The organism is Mesorhizobium sp. B2-5-4 (assembly GCF_006441095.1).
Taxonomy (GTDB): domain Bacteria; phylum Pseudomonadota; class Alphaproteobacteria; order Rhizobiales; family Rhizobiaceae; genus Mesorhizobium; species Mesorhizobium salmacidum.
The window spans coordinates 72,836-87,693 of sequence record NZ_VFUR01000013.1 but is presented as its reverse complement, the minus strand read 5'-3'; the positions used below and the strand labels follow the sequence as shown (position 1 = coordinate 87,693).

Sequence of the window (14,858 nt, the reverse complement as noted above, 5' to 3'; positions counted from 1 at the left end):
AAAGTATTTGTGGAATGACAATGAAATCAGCCTTGACCGTGCGTCCGCTTGCAGAGCAGCCTCTGAACGATCCTGACGTCAATCGGGCGTTGATCGGGAGACTCGTTCGCGAATTCTATGCCAGGCTCCGGAAGAACGAGCGCCTTGGACCGATCTTCGCGCGCGCGATCACCGGCGACTGGGAACCGCATCTCGAGAAAATGACCGACTTCTGGTGTTCCGTCATTCTCAAGACCGGCGACTATCACGGACGGCCGGTGCCCGCTCATGTGAAACTCAAGGATGTCACCGAAGCGGATTTCGATATCTGGCTGGACATGTTTGGCAAAACCGCCGCCGAGCTCTTTGCGCCGGAAACAGCAGCGGTGTTTATCGATCGGGCCGAACGGATAGCGACAAGCCTCAAGCTGGCGATGTTCTTTCGCATCGATCCGTCACGACAGACTGCTGCGGGTTGAGGGCCACTTTCTCTGCCGGATGCATCATCACGTCCACCAAGGCTGCAACTGCCGTTTGGTCAATGCGCCTACGGCAATTCAAGTCGCAGCGGTTTTCCGTCTGGAATGGCCATTGTGCGAGACTATGAACCGCCCTAACCGGATTTGACCAGTTGAATCGAAGCCTCAAATCCATCCTTCATGCCTGAGGCCGGCGACCTCAAGATCAGTGTTCCGCCGACCTGCTGGACGATGTTGCTGACGATGGCGAGACCCAGGCCCGATCCGTCTGCCGGAGAAGCACGTCGCGCGAAACGCTGCGTCAAGCCGCCGAGTTCCGCCGCCGGAATTACTGGGCATTCATTGATGACGCGCAAGCTGGCATCCTTGCCGATGGAGATCTTTACCGGCTTGCCCGATGCGCCATGTCGTACCGCGTTTTCGACCAGATTGCGGATGACGATCGCGAGCGCATCCTGGTCGATTTCGACCATTGGTGCATCCTCGCTGGGTCTGACAAGGTCGATCTCGCCCTGACCCCCAGCGCTCCGACCGAACTCTTCGACGACAAGGGCAGCGACCGAGCCAAGGTCGACCGGCTGTGATGCCGCCGCAACGCCGGCATCTGCCCTTGCCAGTTGCATCAGCTTTTCCGAAAGCCGGGCAAGATTGGCGAGTGACGCCCTGATCTGACGGGCGCGGTTGCCGACGTTGAGGTCAGGTGCTTCGGCGAGCAGGCGCTCTGCTTGCGCCAGGGCACCGGCTATAGGTGTGCGTAATTCGTGCGCCGCATTGGCTGTGAATTCCCTTTCTGCCGACAGAGCCATTCCAAGCCGCCGCATCAGGCTGTTCACGGACTTGGCGATGGCGGCCAGTTCCAGTGGAAGGTCTTCGGTGCGGATCGATGCCAGATTGTCGCCGTGGCGGTTAGCGATCTCGCTGCGCAACGTCAGAACGGGACGCAGGGAACGCTCCAGGATCAGCCAGCAGACGATCGCCGCCAGTGGCGTGAGCAGGACCAGGGGCAGCAGGAAGCCGAATGCGGCTTCCAGTGTCTCCTCGTCTCGACGGCTTTCAAGCTCGGCAATCTGGATGAAAATCGTCCCGCTCACCGCCGCTTCGGTATAGATACGCCATCCCTTGTTCTCGGTGAAACCGGGAACTGGGATCAGCGAAAGCGGCGATGATGGCGCGTGATTTGAATGCAGCAGCACCAAGCCCTGCTTGTCGCGAACCTGGACGACCAGCCGGTCGCCGTCCTCGTCATTGTCGGCTTCCGCAAAAACCCGCGGCGCAGCCTGGGCATCCTTCCCGATGAGATCGTCTACCACTACCGGCAGCAGTCTTCTGGCTGCCTCTCTCATGGCGACGTCCATGGCTTCGTTGATTTCGCGATGCAGGGTGATGCCGCCGGCGATGGCCGCCACAAGGCCGTAAACCACCATCACCGCGCTGATAGCGACGACCAGCCGGCGCACCAGACTTGTACGACCGTTCATTGGGCCATCCCACGGTAGCCGACGCCGCGCACGGTGCGGATGGTGTCGCTGCCAATCTTGCGGCGCAAACGACTTATGTACACCTCCACCGCATTGCTTTCGATCTCCGCGCCGAACGCATAGAGCGCGTCTTCGATCTGAGCCTTGCTCACAATGGCGCCCGGTCGCTGCAGAAACTGTTCCAGCACCGCCCACTCGCGGCCGGTAAGCGAGGTGGAGTTGCCGTCGACGGTGATGTCGCGTCGTGCCAAGTCGATCTCGACCTTGCCAAAGCGGACAATTGGATTGGGTTTGCCGGTATAACGGCGAGCCACCGCTTGCAGCCGTGCCGACAGCTCTTCGAGATCGAATGGCTTGACGAGGTAATCGTCGGCGCCGCTGTTCAGACCCTCGATGCGATCCGAGAGTTGGTCCCGCGCCGTGAGGATGATCACTGGCGTATCGGTTCCATCGCGTCGCAGGGCCTTCAAGAAATCCTGCCCCCTCCCATCAGGGAGTTGGAGATCGAGCAAGATGAGCTGATATGAAATGACAGCTAGGCAGGTGCGGGCCTCGTCAAGCGTCTTCGACCAATCGACCGCATGGCTGGCGGCGGCGACGTGGTCGCGAACCGCTTCGCCAAGAATCCGATCGTCTTCGATTAAAAGAACCCGCACCTCTTCTCCATCCCTGTCCTGTCCGTATCGGACGCGGTGCTCGTTGCACCGAAAACCTTACACCAACCTGAACGCCCCCGAGGCCCGGATCTCGAATTGCGCTTCGCATTCAGGTTGCTGTCAGCTTGCACCGTGATGTTGGCCGCATCGGAATTGGCCGATGGAGACTTGAAGATGAAGACGATGATTTTCGCCACCCTGCTGCTCAGCGCAGCCGGAACCGCAACCGCCTTTGCCGGCAACAAGTGCGATGTACCTGCCGACCAGTGGCAGCCGGCAGAGGCACTGCAGAGCAAACTCGAGGCCCAGGGCTGGACGGTGCGCAACATCAAGTCGGAAAGCGGCTGTTACGAAGCCTATGCGGTCGACGGCAAAGGCAAGCGGGTCGAGACCATGTTCGATCCCAAGACGTTGGCTCCGGTCGGCAGCGACGCCGACGGCGACGAAGGCTGATCGACATGAACGCCACCGTTTCCTCCCGCCGGAACATGGTCAAGGTCTGGAGTCCTTATGTTCGCCTGTTTCACTGGGCGCTGGTGTTGAGCGTGACGGTGGCGTGGCTGTCGTCGGGGCTGATCGTGAAGGTTCATGAACTCGCCGGCTACAGTGCGATCGCGCTGGTCGCCTCGCGGCTTCTGGCCGGCATGGTCGGCTCCAGGTACACCCGATTTGCCCAATTCGTGCGTGGCCCAAGGGCCGTGACGTCCTATCTCGGCGACATCGCGGCGCATCGAGAAAAACGATATCTCGGACATAACCCGGCGGGCGCCGCCATGGTGCTGGCGCTGCTTGTCACGATCTGCGGCATAGCCCTGACCGGCTGGCTGCAGACCACTGACGCTTTTTGGGGCGTCGGCTGGTTGCAGACACTCCATCAGTTGCTTGGCAACACGGTCCTCCTTATGGTTGGACTGCACCTTGCCGGGGTGCTTCTTGCCAGCCTGCGTCATCACGAGAACCTCGTTCGCTCGATGGTTACGGGTAAGAAGCGGGCGCCCGAACCAGGCGACGCGACTTGAACAAACCGGCGGATCGCGTCGCCCTAACAGCGTCATGGCGTGAGCCTCCTGAATTCAGGAGCCCGCCGATCTTCCATCCGATGGATCCCATCGAAAGAACCCGTGAAAAGCCGAGCGAGTTGCCCGAATTCGATCTTCGGAATGGGTGGGCACGCCGAACGCTCAGACCGCGACGGAGTGCCTGGCCGTTCCGGCTTGGAGATACTTGTCAAATTTGGCCGCAATGGTCCTGACGAGAGGACGGCACTCTATCGGCACGACAAAATGATCGCCCTGGAGTTCAAGCAGCCTCGAGCCGGCGTTGCCAAGCCGACTGGCCTGAAGAAGCAATCCCTGCCCAACATCGCCGAAGCACTCGACAAGTTCGATGGCCGGGAAGGAAAAATCGCACATCAGTCGCTCGATTATCCAGGCCCTCGCCTGGTCATCGAGGCTGAGTCGCACGCCGTGTGCCGTCGCCAATCGCCGGCCATCGACTACCTTCTCATACTCGCCAGTGGCCACGATGTTCTGTGCGTAACCCTGCTTGTATCGGCTGATCGAGGAAGGTCCGAACCCGATCAAGGTTTCACATTGATCCTCGGTATAGCCTTGGAAATTGCGGCGCAATTTGCCCGTCGCTGCCGCTATTGCCAGCGAATCGCCGGGCTTGGCGAAATGATCGAGCCCGACGGCTTGGTAGCCGGCCGTTTCAATCATCTCCGCGGCAAGTTGTGATTGTCCGAGGCGTTGGGCCGGATCCGGCAACCAGACCTCATCGATCATCGTCTGATGCTTTTTGAACCACGGCACATGCGCGTAGCCGAAAAGCGCCACTCTGTCGGGCGCCAGTGTCAACGCCTGTTCAACTGTCGTGGCGATGCTTTGAAGCGTCTGATGTGGCAGACCATAGAGCAGATCGAGGTTGACGGATTTCGTGCCGCGCGAGCGCACGCCGTCCACCACCTGCTTGGTCTGTAGAAAACTCTGCTCGCGATTGATCGCCTTCTGCACCCTGGGATCGAAATCCTGCACACCGAGGCTCGCCCTCGTCATGCCAATTTGCGCCAGCGCATCCAGGCGTGCCTCGTCGATGTCATTGGGCTCTATCTCGACACTGACGGTCGCATCGGCAAGAAACTCGAACTCGGCTCGCAGGCGTCTTCCAAGAGCCACAAGGTCATCGGGTGTCAGCATGGTCGGTGAGCCGCCGCCGAAATGGACCGCGCGCACCCTGCCTTTGCCGCTGAGGAGCTCCGCGACCGTCTCGATTTCGCTGTGCAGGGAGCGAAGGAAACTCGCCACAGGCGCGTAGTGGCGCGTCTGCTTGGTATGGCAGGCACAGAACCAGCATAGCTTGTCGCAATAAGGGATGTGCAAATAGAGCGATATTTCGTCGCCGGCGCCGATTGTCTGCAGCCAGCCGCGAACGACCATGTCGTCGATCCCCGCATGGAAATGCGGCGCGGTCGGGTAGCTGGTGTAACGCGGCACGTTCTCGCCCAAGCTGGCGGTCAGGTCCGGTCTCAACTCGCAGGTCTCTGGCTTTTGCATGGCCTCCAGTTAGGTCTCATCTGGCTGCCGGAGCTTTGATTTTGATCAAGGTGCCGGGAAAAAACTGACGCAACCATGGTCGAAAAAGCGATGCTGTCTGGCGGCATCCGATGACAGGTGATGCGATGGCCGTGCGACGTGACGTTCACAACTCCGACATTCCGGTGCTCTGCCAATCTTGCGAAGCACGGCATCGCGGCGTCTGTGGTGCGCTCGATCCGGATCAGTTGGCCGACCTGGCGAGAAACTCTTCCAAGCACAGCGTTCAGCCCGGAACCGAACTGGTTGGCGACGCCGAGGCGATCGACAGCTTTTCGAACGTGCTTTCGGGCGTGGTGAAGCTGACCAAGACTCTTTCGGACGGGCGCCAGCAGATCGTCGGCCTTCAGTTCGCGCCCGATTTTCTGGGGCGTCCATTCAAGCTCGAAAGTTCGATCAACGCCGAGGCCGCGACGGATGTTTCCCTGTGTTCTTTTCCAAAGACGGCAATCGAGCGAATGATGAAAGTGTCGCCTGAGCTGGAACACCGCCTGCTCAAACAGACACTCAAGGAACTCGACCAGGCCCGTGACTGGATGGTGACGCTCGGGCGCAAGACGGCTTCGGAGAAAGTGGCAAGCTTCCTGCTCATGATTGCAACGAACATTGATCCGACCAATGCCCAAGACACCGGATCGGCGACATTCGACCTACCGTTGACGCGGTCCGATATCGCCGACTTTCTCGGCCTGACGATAGAGACGGTCAGCCGTCAGCTGACCAGGCTGCGCGCTGACGAAGTGATCCGTATCGAGAACAACCGTCACGTTTTCGTGGAGAACATGAACCGCCTGGAACAACGTTCCGGCGCCTGATGCAAGTCGCTCAAAAGTGGCCCGGTTCTGAGACAACGACATGCATAGAAACAGAGAAAAAGCGCGTCGCATGAATCCGTTTCGACGCGACGCGCTTTAGCCGACCTCGCTTGCGGGAATCAGCGGAAGCACATGCTCCCTTTCAAAGGCCACGTGCCGGCGCATGCTGTCAAAGAAGCCGCGCAGCATGAAGCCGAGCGCTTCGGGGTTGGCGATGACGGCTCCATGCCCGATCTCAAGCAGAGTGTCCGTCAGATCCTGGGCCGAACACTCGTCCTCGACATGCTCGGCTTTGAGGCGGCGTATGGAGGCACCTCGAGCGCCTTCATTGATGCTGTCATGCGCAAACGCAGGGAAGATATGTTCTTCCTCATAAGCGTGGCTTCTACGCAGCAAAGGCACGAGCTCATTTGCGACCAGAAGGCATTTCAGCCGATCCACCCGGGAAGGCAATCCGTCGGCAATAGCCTCCAGCTCGTCGCATAGGCGCATTTTTTGATCATGCCAGCGAGGAACGTCCAGACACGGTACGCGCCCACCTTGAACGCATGCTTCAACGACCGGACAGGCTTCCGGTTTGTCGCACCTGACGACAACTGACGATTTGCCACGGGCCATCGGAACCTCCGCGCATGAAACCAATGCGCAAGATTGTCCGACTGGCGAAGTGTGGACTTTGACATGGATCAAGGCGCCGGGCGGCCAGTCGCGGAATTGATGCGGTAGAGGGTTCACATCCGCACATCAGATCCGCGCTCGGGGACACGTCATGAAATTCGGCAGAGAAATCTTCGCCTTGGGCTTGTTCGCATTCGCCGCTCTGGCGGCGGCAGGCTTCGGCACGGACGAGCCCTTCCGGCAACATATGTGGGTGCTGTTTTTCGTACTACTCGGCTTCACCGCCATTTTGCTCCGCAACTCGAACTTCGCACCCGCTACCCCGATCGATCCATCGGCCTATTTGGACGGGCCCATCCGCTATGGCGCCATCGCCACCGTGTTCTGGGGTGTCGTCGGCATGCTTGTCGGCGTGATCATTGCGCTACAACTGGCCTATCCACAGCTCAACATCCAGCCATGGTTCAACTTCGGCCGCCTGCGCCCGGTGCACACGTCGGGCGTCGTCTTCGCCTTTGGCGGCAACGCGCTTCTGTGCACATCATTATATGTCGTCCAACGCACCTGCCGCGCGCGGCTGTTCGGCGGCAATCTGGCCTGGTTTGTGTTCTGGGGCTATCAGCTCTTCATCGTCATGGCCGCTACCGGCTACCTGCTCGGCATCACCGAATCCCGGGAATATGCCGAACCCGAATGGTACGTTGACATCTGGCTGACCATAGTCTGGGTCGCCTATCTCATCCTATTCCTCGGCACCATCCTGAAGCGCAAGGAACCGCATATCTACGTCGCCAACTGGTTCTACCTGTCCTTCATCGTGACCATCGCGATGCTGCATGTCGTCAACAACCTGTCGATGCCTGCGTCGTTCCTCGGATCGAAGAGCTACTCGGCATTCTCGGGTGTCCAGGATGCCCTCACGCAATGGTGGTACGGCCACAACGCGGTCGGCTTCTTCCTGACCGCCGGCTTTCTGGGCATGATGTATTATTTCGTGCCCAAGCAGGCCAACAGGCCGGTCTACTCCTACCGGCTGTCGATCATCCACTTCTGGGCGCTGATCTTCCTCTACATCTGGGCCGGCCCGCATCACCTGCATTACACCGCCCTGCCCGACTGGGCGCAGACGCTTGGCATGGTGTTCTCGATCATGCTCTGGATGCCGTCCTGGGGAGGCATGATCAACGGCCTGATGACGCTGTCGGGCGCCTGGGACAAGATCCGCACGGATCCCATCATCCGCATGATGGTCGCGGCGATCGCATTCTACGGCATGTCGACCTTCGAAGGCCCGATGATGTCCATCAAGTCGGTGAATTCACTGTCCCACTACACCGACTGGACGATCGGCCACGTTCACTCGGGCGCGCTTGGCTGGGTCGGCCTGATCTCGTTCGGCGCACTCTACTACATGGTTCCGAAGCTGTGGAACCGCGAACGTCTCTATTCGCTGCGCCTCGTCACCTGGCATTTCTGGCTGGCGACACTTGGCATCGTGGCCTACGCGGCCGTGATGTGGGTCTCCGGCATCATGCAGGGCCTGATGTGGCGCGAATACGACGAGCAGGGCTTCCTGGTCTATTCCTTCGCCGAGTCCGTGGCCGCCATGCATCCCTACTACGTGATGCGTGCCATCGGCGGAGCGATGTATCTCTCAGGCACGCTGATCATGGCCTGGAACATCACGATGACGATCCTCGGTCACCAGCGCCAGGAGGCTCCCATGCCGGGCTCCATCCCGACCCTTCAGCCCGCCCAGTAAGGAGCCATTCCCATGAGCTTGATGGACAAACACTCTGTCATCGAAAAGAACGCGACGCTTCTTCTCGCCGGTTCCCTGCTGGTCGTGACAATAGGCGGCATCGTCGAGATCGCACCGCTTTTCTATCTCGACAACACGATAGAGAAGGTCGAAGGCATGCGGCCCTATTCGCCGCTTGAGCTCGTCGGGCGCAACATCTACGTGCGTGAAGGCTGCTACCTCTGCCACAGCCAGATGATCAGACCCTTCCGCGACGAAGTCGAGCGCTATGGCCACTACAGCCTCGCTGCGGAGTCGATGTACGATCATCCCTTTCAGTGGGGGTCCAAGCGCACAGGCCCAGATCTGGCGCGCGTCGGCGACCGCTATTCAAACGAATGGCACACCCAGCACCTGACGAACCCACAGTCGGTGGTGCCTGAATCGGTCATGCCAAGCTATGGCTTCCTGAAGGACACGCCGCTCGACCTGAAGAACTTTTCGACCCATCTCGTGGCCAACGCCCGTGTCGGTGTTCCCTACACGCCCGACATGATTGCCAATGCCGATGCCGACCTGAAAGCCCAGGCGGATCCCGCCGCCGACACGACCGCGCTTGAGAAGCGCTATCCCAAGGCCAAGCTCGGTGATTTCGACGGCAATCCGAGCCAGGTCACCGAGATGGACGCGCTGGTCGCTTACCTGCAGATGCTCGGCACGTTGGTCGATTTCAAGAGCTACGACGAATCCGCAGGATACCGTTGAGGAAAAAGCAATGGATTACAACGCGATGCGGCAATTCGCCGACAGTTGGGTTCTCCTTTTCATGGCCCTGTTCTTTGTCGGGGCGATCGTCTTCGCACTCCGACCAGGCGGCAAGAGCCAGGCTGACGAAGCAGCCAGAATCCCTCTGAAGGACGACTGACCATGAGCGACGAGCATATCGACGAGGTGTCGGGCATCTCCACGACCGGCCATGAATGGGATGGCATCAGGGAGCTCAACAACCCCCTCCCGCGGTGGTGGGTGATCTGCTTCTACATCACCATCGTCTGGGCGCTCGGGTACACCATCTTCTACCCGGCGTGGCCGATGCTGACGTCCGCCACGAAGGGCGTGCTTGGCTATTCCAGCCGAAATGAGGTCAAGAACGACCTTGCCGCCGCCGACGCTGCCAAAGACAAATATGTGGCGGCAGTGCAATCGAAATCCGTATCTGAAATTCTGGCGAATGACACTTTGCGCGAGTTTGCGGTCGCCGCGGGCGGAGCCGCATTCAAGGTCAATTGCACCCAATGCCACGGGTCCGGCGCCGCGGGATCGAAGGGCTTTCCCAACCTCAATGACGACGATTGGCTTTGGGGCGGCAAACCGGACCAGATCCAGCAGACCATCACACACGGCATCCGCTTTGTCCCGGACGCCGACACGAGGGTTTCGGAGATGCCGGCCTTCGCCGAAGTCCTTACAGCGGAACAGATCGCGCAGGTCAGCACTTTCGTCGCCAGCTTGTCCGGCAGCGTCGAAAACTCCGCCTTGATCGCTCCGGGCGCCAAGGTGTTCGCGGAGAGCTGTGCCGCATGCCACGGTGACAATGCCAAAGGTAACCGCGAAGTGGGTGCGCCTGACCTGACAGACGCGATCTGGCTCTATGGCTCCGGCGAGAGCGCGATCGCGGCACAGGTCCGCGCGCCCAGGCAGGGTGTGATGCCTGCCTGGGGAGCGCGCCTGGGTGAAACCAAGGTCAAGGAACTCGCCGTTTACATCCATTCGCTTGGCGGTGGGGAATAGGAAACGGGGGGTCTATTCCCTGCCCTTCGCCGCCAAAGCGACGAGGCCCGGCCGTGCCGGGCCTCGACTGTTTTGTTGACCGCTGGCGGATTGACTTGCGTCAACGAAGTCCGGGCCACCATGCGTCAAACCTATCCAGATCATAAGCTACGCGTCTGGAGATACCGGTGCTGGACCAAACACAGATAGAACGGCTTGAGGCAGAGCCGGTCAATTCCGCCAAGACACGGCAGCCGCTTTACGCCGCACGCAAGAAGATCTTTCCCAAGCGCGCTGCTGGTCGCTTTCGCCAGTTCAAATGGCTGGTGATGGCCGTTACCCTCGGCATCTATTACCTGACACCATGGCTGCGGTGGGATCGCGGCGCTTACGCGCCAGACCAGGCGGTCCTGGTGGACCTCGCGAACCGCCGCTTCTACTTCTTCTTCATCGAAATCTGGCCGCAGGAATTCTACTACGTCGCCGGGCTGCTCGTGATGGCCGGGGTCGGCCTCTTCCTGCTCACGTCAACAGTCGGCCGCGCCTGGTGCGGCTACGCTTGCCCGCAGACGGTATGGGTCGATCTGTTTCTTGTCGTAGAGCGCGCGATCGAGGGAGATCGCAATGCGCGCATGAAACTTGACGCTGGCTCGTGGACAGCTCGCAAGCTCGCACTTCGTACGGCCAAACACCTAATCTGGCTGGTCATAGCGGTGGCGACAGGTGGAGCATGGATATTCTACTTCGCCGATGCCCCAACACTCCTGCGGGAGGTCTTCACCGGGACCGCGGCAGCCGTCGCCTATGGCACGATCGGCATCCTGACAGCGACTACCTACACTTTCGGCGGGCTGATGCGCGAACAGGTGTGCACGTACATGTGCCCTTGGCCGCGGATCCAGGCAGCCATGCTCGACGAGAGTTCGCTGACGGTCACCTACAATGACTGGCGGGGCGAGCCGCGTTCGCGGCATGCCAAGAAAGCCCAGGCAGCCGGCCTTCCAACCGGGGACTGTGTTGATTGCAACGCCTGCGTCGCCGTCTGCCCGATGGGCATCGATATCCGCGACGGTCAGCAACTCGAATGCATTACCTGCGCGCTGTGCATCGACGCGTGCGACGGCGTCATGGATAAGCTCGGCAGGGAGCGCGGGCTGATCTCCTACGCCACCCTTACGGACTACAACTCCAACATGGCCCTGGCCACGGCTCAGGGAGCGTCGCCCATCACACCTTCGCTGATCAGGGCCGGTGACGGGCGGTTCTCCGAAAAGGTTGTGCATTTCCATCTGAGGAAAATCTTTCGGCCACGCACCTTCGCCTATATGGGCCTGTGGTCGATGCTTGGAGTTGGATTGGTCTACTCGCTGCTGACGCGGGACCGGCTCGAAGTGAATGTCCTTCATGACCGCAATCCGCAATTCGTCACGTTGTCCGATGGCGCCATCCGCAATGGCTACACGGTCAAACTGCTCAACATGATTCCAGAGCCGCGGACAATCGTCGTCACGCTACAGGGGCTCGACGGCGCCGAAATGAGCCTGGTCGGCAGCGACCTTCCGCCGGGGCGCACCTTTGCGATTCCTGTCGAACCCGACCGACTGAAAACGCTGAAGATTTTTGTGCGCATGCCAGCTGCTCGGATTCAGGGCGAAACGCAGAGCTTCAAGTTCGTCGCCGAGGACAAAGCGTCATTCGAGTCTAACCAGTACGTCGCCACCTTCAACGCGCCGGAGATCAGCAAATGAGCACCGCGACACAACGGCCCCGCGAATTCACCGGCAGGCATATGCTTGCCGTCATCCTGGCTTTCTTCGGTGTCGTCATCGGGGTCAACGTCTTGATGGCCACACTGGCAAACACAAGCTGGACAGGCCTCGTGGTCGAGAACACCTATGTCGCCAGTCAGCAATTCAACAAGAAAGCCGAGCAAGGCCGCGCCCAGGCGGCACTCGGTTGGAAAAGCCTGTTTGTCATCTCGGACGGAGACGTCCGTTACAGCCTGGCTGACGCCGCCGGCAAACCGATTGCGTTGCACAGTGTCAAGGTGATGTTTCGCCATCCTGCCTATGAGAAGGAAGACGAATTAGTCATTCTGACTTCCGGGAACGCACAGGAATTTGCAGCGCGCCATCAGCCAAAAGACGGGGTCTGGATTGTGGAGGTGGACGCCGACGCAGGGCTCTCCGAGCCGTATCGCGAGGTTCGACGGCTGATCATCGCTCACGGTGAAATCCAATGAGCTGCTGCGCACCCGGAGCTGAATCCGTACTGGATCTCGGTGGTCCGACGGCGAATTTGCCGTCAAGCCAGGAGATCCGCCTGGCAAGCCGGGCGCTTGGCGACGGAATCAATCAAACCGATCTGTCGGTGCCAACGGTCCACTGCGGTGCCTGCATCCAAACCATCGAGTCTGCGCTCGGCACACTCGATCGGGTCGAAAGCGCGCGCGTGAACCTTTCCACAAAAAGGGTCTCCGTCCGCTGGCGTGACGGTGCGGTGCCACCACTGGCAAGCGTCCTCGCCGACCTGGGCTATCAGGCCCACCTCTTCGATCCTCAGGCCGAAGCACGGGACGAAACGCTGTCTGAATTGATCCGCGCCGTTGCTGTTTCCGGCTTTGCCGCCGGCAACATCATGCTCCTCTCCGTCTCGGTTTGGTCCGGGGCGCAAGGTGCAACGCGTGACTTGTTCCATTGGGTATCGGCGCTGATCGCCATCCCGGCGCTGGCGTTCGCCGGCGGCATATTCTTCCGCTCGGCATTGAATGCATTGCGCCATGGTCGCATGAACATGGACGTGCCGATTGCCGTAGGCGTCTCGCTCGCTTACTCAATGAGCCTCTACGAAACAATCAACCATGGCGTTCACGCCTATTTTGACGCTTCGGTGTCGTTGCTGTTCTTCCTGTTGATCGGCAGAACGCTCGACCATGTCATGCGCGAACGCGCGCGAACCGCTGTGAACGGGCTGTCGCGGCTTGCCGCGCGTGGCGCAATGGTCGTACGCGCCGATCGCTCTCGCCATTACCTGCCCGTTGAGGAAATTGAGCCCGGAATGCAGATCCTTGTGCCTGCGGGCGACAGGATTCCGGTTGACGGCAAGATCCTCAAAGGAGCATCGGATCTCGATTGCTCCCTGGTCTCCGGCGAGAGCAAGCCGCGACAGGCATCGCCCGGAGAAATCGTCCAGGCCGGCATACTCAATCTCACTGGCCCGCTGACGATCGAGGCCATGGCCGCCGCGAAAGACTCCTTCCTGGCGGAAATGGTTCGGCTGATGGAGGCCGCCGAAGGCGGGCGGGCGAGGTATCGCCGGATCGCCGATCGCGTCTCGGCACTCTATGCCCCGGTTGTCCACCTCACCGCCTTTGCGACATTCCTCGGATGGATGGCCGCCACAGGCGACTGGCACAGGGCGATGACCATCGCGATCGCGGTCCTGATCATCACTTGTCCCTGTGCGCTTGGCCTTGCGGTGCCAATTGTGCAGGTGGTGGCTGCTCGACGCCTGTTCGAGAGCGGCATCATGGTCAAGGATGGCTCGGCAATGGAGCGTCTGGCAACGATTGACACAGCGGCGTTCGATAAGACCGGAACGCTCACGCAGGGACAGCCCCGGCTAGTCAACGCGCCCTCAATCGATCCCCACATGTTGGCTATTGCCGCCAACATCGCCTCAAACTCTCGCCATCCTTACTCAAAGGCCATCGAGGGCTCTGCCATTCTCGGCAGGCAGTCGAAATTCGATGCCATGACCGAGCATCCGGGATTCGGAATCGAAGCCATCTCCGAAGGAAGCACTTGGCGGTTGGGTCGGCGCGTATGGGCCGGATGGAAAACCAGAACCGGAGGTGAAGGCAAGCATGGCTATGGTGGAACGGTTCTGACGAAGGACGGAACCATTGTCGCTACCTTCGAATTCGAGGATGCGCTACGCGCCGACGCCAAGGCTGCCGTGGCGCAATTGAAAGGCGCTGGCGTGTCGGTCGAAATGCTGTCGGGCGATACCGCGGGAACCTGTGCTGAAGTCGCTCGGACACTCGATATCGACGACTTCGTTTCGTGCCTCCTGCCGTCCGGCAAGGTCGAACACATCGAAACCCTCGCCAAGTCAGGGCACAAGGTTCTGATGGTTGGCGATGGGTTGAACGATACGCCCGCATTGAGTGCGGCGCATGTCTCGATCGCGCCAGCCACGGCGGCCGACATCGGCCGCAACGCCGCGGACTTTGTGTTCCTGCGCGACAGCCTCCTGGCGATACCGCTCGCGCTGGAGGTGTCCAGAAAAGCCGGACGGCTCATCAGGCAGAATCTCGCTTTGGCAATCGTCTACAATGCGGTTGCGGTGCCTGTCGCAATCCTCGGTCACGTCACGCCGCTGATCGCGGCGGCGGCGATGTCGATTTCTTCACTGCTTGTCATTGCAAATGCGCTACGCCTGCATGGCTTCGCACTGGGCCAACAAGCCCCGACGGCCCTACAAGCCCCGATTTCGGGTCTCCAAGCATCGGCACGAATGCCATGACGACGCTCGTCTATCTTATACCAGTTGCACTGTTTCTCGGCACGTTGGGCCTGCTGGGCTTCCTGTGGGCGCTGAGGAGTGGTCAGTATGACGATCTTGATGGCGCGCCCGAGCGTATTTTGACTGATCAGGAGGACGCTCCGAACCCGTGAATGGCTGGAAGCAAGCTGGTGACCAGGCCAGGCATCGCTGCCGAAGCCAGCC

General features: G+C 60.2%; 16 protein-coding genes. 12 read left to right on the top strand and 4 right to left on the bottom strand.

Going from position 1 to position 14,858, the window contains the following annotated elements; all coding sequences use genetic code 11:
- Positions 1–14: 14 nt before the first annotated feature.
- Positions 15–458 (top strand): group III truncated hemoglobin, encoded by a 444-nt coding sequence (locus tag FJ492_RS17815; RefSeq protein WP_140771234.1) that lies wholly within the window; start codon positions 15–17, stop codon positions 456–458.
- Between the two features lie 134 nt (positions 459–592).
- Here FJ492_RS17815 and FJ492_RS17810 read toward each other — a convergent pair whose 3' ends face one another.
- Positions 593–1,936: an ATP-binding protein gene (locus FJ492_RS17810; protein ID WP_140509346.1), complete on the bottom strand. Its 1,344-nt coding sequence runs from the start codon at positions 1,934–1,936 to the stop codon at positions 593–595.
- Complete coding sequence (locus FJ492_RS17805; RefSeq protein WP_140509347.1) at positions 1,933–2,592, bottom strand: response regulator transcription factor; 660 nt, start codon at positions 2,590–2,592, stop codon at positions 1,933–1,935. The genes FJ492_RS17810 and FJ492_RS17805 overlap by 4 nt, the downstream gene beginning before the upstream one ends.
- A 174-nt stretch (positions 2,593–2,766) precedes the next feature.
- On the opposite strand from FJ492_RS17805, the gene FJ492_RS17800 reads away from it, so the two are divergent.
- A complete protein-coding gene (locus FJ492_RS17800) occupies positions 2,767–3,045 on the top strand; it encodes a PepSY domain-containing protein (protein ID WP_140718341.1) in 279 nt (92 codons plus the stop codon).
- A 5-nt stretch (positions 3,046–3,050) separates the two neighbouring features.
- Positions 3,051–3,611 (top strand): cytochrome b/b6 domain-containing protein, encoded by a 561-nt coding sequence (locus FJ492_RS17795; RefSeq protein WP_140771232.1) that lies wholly within the window; start codon positions 3,051–3,053, stop codon positions 3,609–3,611.
- A gap of 162 nt (positions 3,612–3,773) precedes the next feature.
- Here FJ492_RS17795 and hemN read toward each other — a convergent pair whose 3' ends face one another.
- Entirely contained in the window at positions 3,774–5,120 is a 1,347-nt protein-coding gene (hemN, locus tag FJ492_RS17790; protein ID WP_140771332.1) for an oxygen-independent coproporphyrinogen III oxidase, read from the bottom strand.
- A gap of 149 nt (positions 5,121–5,269) precedes the next feature.
- Here hemN and FJ492_RS17785 point away from each other — a divergent pair, with 149 nt between their 5' ends.
- Positions 5,270–5,998 (top strand): Crp/Fnr family transcriptional regulator, encoded by a 729-nt coding sequence (locus FJ492_RS17785; protein ID WP_140718365.1) that lies wholly within the window; start codon positions 5,270–5,272, stop codon positions 5,996–5,998.
- 96 nt (positions 5,999–6,094) lie between these two features.
- Here the strand turns inward: FJ492_RS17785 and FJ492_RS17780 are convergent, their stop codons facing one another.
- Positions 6,095–6,616, bottom strand: coding sequence for a hemerythrin domain-containing protein (locus tag FJ492_RS17780; RefSeq protein ID WP_140509352.1), 522 nt, complete (start codon positions 6,614–6,616; stop codon positions 6,095–6,097).
- A gap of 151 nt (positions 6,617–6,767) precedes the next feature.
- Between FJ492_RS17780 and ccoN the strand changes: the two genes are divergently transcribed.
- The 8 genes from ccoN (at position 6,768) to ccoS (ending at position 14,806) form a co-directional block, all read left to right on the top strand.
- A complete protein-coding gene (gene ccoN, locus FJ492_RS17775) occupies positions 6,768–8,378 on the top strand; it encodes a cytochrome-c oxidase, cbb3-type subunit I (protein WP_140771230.1) in 1,611 nt (536 codons plus the stop codon).
- Positions 8,379–8,390: 12 nt separating this feature from the next.
- Entirely contained in the window at positions 8,391–9,122 is a 732-nt protein-coding gene (gene ccoO / locus FJ492_RS17770; RefSeq protein WP_140771228.1) for a cytochrome-c oxidase, cbb3-type subunit II, read from the top strand.
- A 10-nt stretch (positions 9,123–9,132) separates the two neighbouring features.
- Positions 9,133–9,282, top strand: coding sequence for a cbb3-type cytochrome c oxidase subunit 3 (locus tag FJ492_RS17765; protein ID WP_015316364.1), 150 nt, complete (start codon positions 9,133–9,135; stop codon positions 9,280–9,282).
- A gap of 2 nt (positions 9,283–9,284) precedes the next feature.
- Positions 9,285–10,148 carry a cytochrome-c oxidase, cbb3-type subunit III gene (gene ccoP / locus FJ492_RS17760; protein WP_140771226.1) on the top strand — a complete coding sequence of 288 codons (864 nt, stop codon included), beginning with the start codon at positions 9,285–9,287 and terminating at the stop codon, positions 10,146–10,148.
- A 167-nt stretch (positions 10,149–10,315) separates the two neighbouring features.
- Positions 10,316–11,875: a cytochrome c oxidase accessory protein CcoG gene (gene ccoG / locus FJ492_RS17755; protein ID WP_181166674.1), complete on the top strand. Its 1,560-nt coding sequence runs from the start codon at positions 10,316–10,318 to the stop codon at positions 11,873–11,875.
- The gene (locus FJ492_RS17750) at positions 11,872–12,369 is read left to right on the top strand and encodes a FixH family protein (protein WP_140750774.1); all 498 of its coding nucleotides are present in this window, start codon (positions 11,872–11,874) and stop codon (positions 12,367–12,369) included. The genes ccoG and FJ492_RS17750 overlap by 4 nt, the downstream gene beginning before the upstream one ends.
- Positions 12,366–14,654 (top strand): cation-translocating P-type ATPase, encoded by a 2,289-nt coding sequence (locus tag FJ492_RS17745; protein WP_140771222.1) that lies wholly within the window; start codon positions 12,366–12,368, stop codon positions 14,652–14,654. Before FJ492_RS17750 ends, FJ492_RS17745 begins: the two co-directional genes overlap by 4 nt.
- Positions 14,651–14,806 carry a cbb3-type cytochrome oxidase assembly protein CcoS gene (gene ccoS / locus FJ492_RS17740; RefSeq protein ID WP_140771219.1) on the top strand — a complete coding sequence of 52 codons (156 nt, stop codon included), beginning with the start codon at positions 14,651–14,653 and terminating at the stop codon, positions 14,804–14,806. Before FJ492_RS17745 ends, ccoS begins: the two co-directional genes overlap by 4 nt.
- Positions 14,807–14,858 lie beyond the last annotated feature (52 nt).

Coding starts and splice junctions, on each gene's coding strand:
- FJ492_RS17815 (WP_140771234.1), top strand. CDS start 15: ATGACAATGAAATCAGCCTTGACCGTGCGTCCGCTTGCAGAGCAGCCT.
- FJ492_RS17810 (WP_140509346.1), bottom strand. CDS start 1,936: ATGAACGGTCGTACAAGTCTGGTGCGCCGGCTGGTCGTCGCTATCAGC.
- FJ492_RS17800 (WP_140718341.1), top strand. CDS start 2,767: ATGAAGACGATGATTTTCGCCACCCTGCTGCTCAGCGCAGCCGGAACC.
- FJ492_RS17795 (WP_140771232.1), top strand. CDS start 3,051: ATGAACGCCACCGTTTCCTCCCGCCGGAACATGGTCAAGGTCTGGAGT.
- FJ492_RS17785 (WP_140718365.1), top strand. CDS start 5,270: ATGGCCGTGCGACGTGACGTTCACAACTCCGACATTCCGGTGCTCTGC.
- FJ492_RS17780 (WP_140509352.1), bottom strand. CDS start 6,616: ATGGCCCGTGGCAAATCGTCAGTTGTCGTCAGGTGCGACAAACCGGAA.
- ccoN (WP_140771230.1), top strand. CDS start 6,768: ATGAAATTCGGCAGAGAAATCTTCGCCTTGGGCTTGTTCGCATTCGCC.
- ccoO (WP_140771228.1), top strand. CDS start 8,391: ATGAGCTTGATGGACAAACACTCTGTCATCGAAAAGAACGCGACGCTT.
- FJ492_RS17765 (WP_015316364.1), top strand. CDS start 9,133: ATGGATTACAACGCGATGCGGCAATTCGCCGACAGTTGGGTTCTCCTT.
- ccoP (WP_140771226.1), top strand. CDS start 9,285: ATGAGCGACGAGCATATCGACGAGGTGTCGGGCATCTCCACGACCGGC.
- FJ492_RS17750 (WP_140750774.1), top strand. CDS start 11,872: ATGAGCACCGCGACACAACGGCCCCGCGAATTCACCGGCAGGCATATG.
- FJ492_RS17745 (WP_140771222.1), top strand. CDS start 12,366: ATGAGCTGCTGCGCACCCGGAGCTGAATCCGTACTGGATCTCGGTGGT.
- ccoS (WP_140771219.1), top strand. CDS start 14,651: ATGACGACGCTCGTCTATCTTATACCAGTTGCACTGTTTCTCGGCACG.